2 protein-coding genes are annotated in these 1,449 nt (G+C 65.0%); both read right to left on the bottom strand.

All coding sequences use genetic code 11. The annotated features are described in order from the left end of the window. Window positions 1–38 precede the first annotated feature (38 nt). Complete coding sequence (locus PMW67_RS09680; RefSeq protein WP_233504193.1) at window positions 39–881, bottom strand: IS3 family transposase; 843 nt, start codon at window positions 879–881, stop codon at window positions 39–41. Between the two features lie 29 nt (window positions 882–910). Further along, on the bottom strand, window positions 911–1,449 hold a 539-nt coding region (locus tag PMW67_RS09675), incomplete at its 5' end, for a helix-turn-helix domain-containing protein (RefSeq protein WP_347487368.1).

The following is a 1,449-nucleotide window of genomic DNA, read 5'->3' as shown; positions in this document are numbered from 1 at the left end:
TGAACTGCGTCCCAAATCTTGGACGCCCTAAATAGCGACTAGGCCGCGAGGGCCTGATTCCGGAACTCCTCCGGGGTCAGGCCCTTCAATCTTACCTGCCTCCGGCTCGTGTTCCAGTGGACTATGTATTCCTCCAGGTCGCGTTTGAAATCCTCGAACGTCTCCCACTCGCGGCCCCGGTAGAACTCGTCCTTGACGTGGCCGAAGAGCTGCTCGGTGGCGGCGTTGTCGATGCAGTTCGCCTTCCTGGACATGCTCTGGACGATGCCGGCGGCCTCGAGCCTGGATGTGTACGAGGCGTGCTGGTACTGCCAGCCCCGGTCCGAGTGCATGGTCGGGGCGGCGCCCTCGGGGATCTTGGACAGCAGCTCGTCGAGCATCCTGACCTGCTGGGCCATGTCGGGCGTGGTCGATATGTCGCTCGCCACGATCTCCTTGGTGCAGAAGTCCAGCGTCGGGGCCCAGTAGGCCTTGCCGCCCGCCACCTTGAACTCGGTGACGTCCGTTCCCAGCTTCCGCCACGGGGCCCCGGCGTCGAAATCCCTCGCGATCACGTTCTCGAACGTCCTGCCGACGACGCCCCTGTACGAGTTGTACCTGTGGTAGGCCGTCTCGCGTCTGATACCGCAGCGAATCCCCATCTCGCGCATCATCTTGAGCACGGTCTTGTCGGCTATCACGGCCCCCTCTTCCGCCCTGAGGCACATCGCTATCTGCCGGTGCCCGCAGCCGTTGGCGGTGCGCGAGAAGATCTCGGCGGCCGCCTCCCAGAGCTCGGGGCGCGTGGGCCTCGGCGGGTGCGCGAGGGCGTAGTAGTAGGTCGACCGCTTGAGCTCGGCGCATGCGAGCAGGTGCCCGAGCGCGTGCCCCTCGGCGCGCAGGGCCGCGACCGCTTCGGCCTTCGCCCTGGTCAGAGCCCGTCCCTCTCGACCAGGGCGCGTAATTTTTTTAGGTAGGCCACCTCGGCCTCGAGCCTACGGCACCGCTCCTCGAGCTCCTCCTCGCGGGTCCGCGGCCTCGCCTTGGAACCCTTCGGCCGGCCCTTGGGCCTCGGGCGCAGGGCCTCCGCGCCGCCCCGGCGGTATAGCGCGCACCACTTCTTGAGCGGCGACATCGACATTATGCCGAACGCCGCCATCGCCTCGGTCTTCGTCATGCCGCCGTCGACGACGGCGGAGGCGGCGGCGACCTTCTGCTCGTATGTGTACCTGCCCTGCTTTCCGTCCATGCGCAGCAGCACCTCGCTCCCGAATGCGCGGTATATCTCCTGCCATCTTCTCACGGCTTCCACGGGAAGCGAAAGGGCAATCGCGGCAGATTTATACCCGTGCCCGAGCTCGAAGAGCCCTATGGCCGCCTTCCTGGCCTCGATATCATGCTTCACTCTCAAATCAACGCGCATAAAGAAAGCCTCCCATTTCTCATGTCCAAGAAATGGGAGGCAGTTCA

Origin of the sequence: Collinsella aerofaciens, assembly GCF_028209395.1 — a bacterium.
Taxonomy (GTDB): Bacteria; Actinomycetota; Coriobacteriia; order Coriobacteriales; family Coriobacteriaceae; genus Collinsella; species Collinsella aerofaciens_AZ.
Note: the sequence above shows the minus strand (reverse complement) of the source record. Positions and strands in the feature narration are given on the sequence as shown.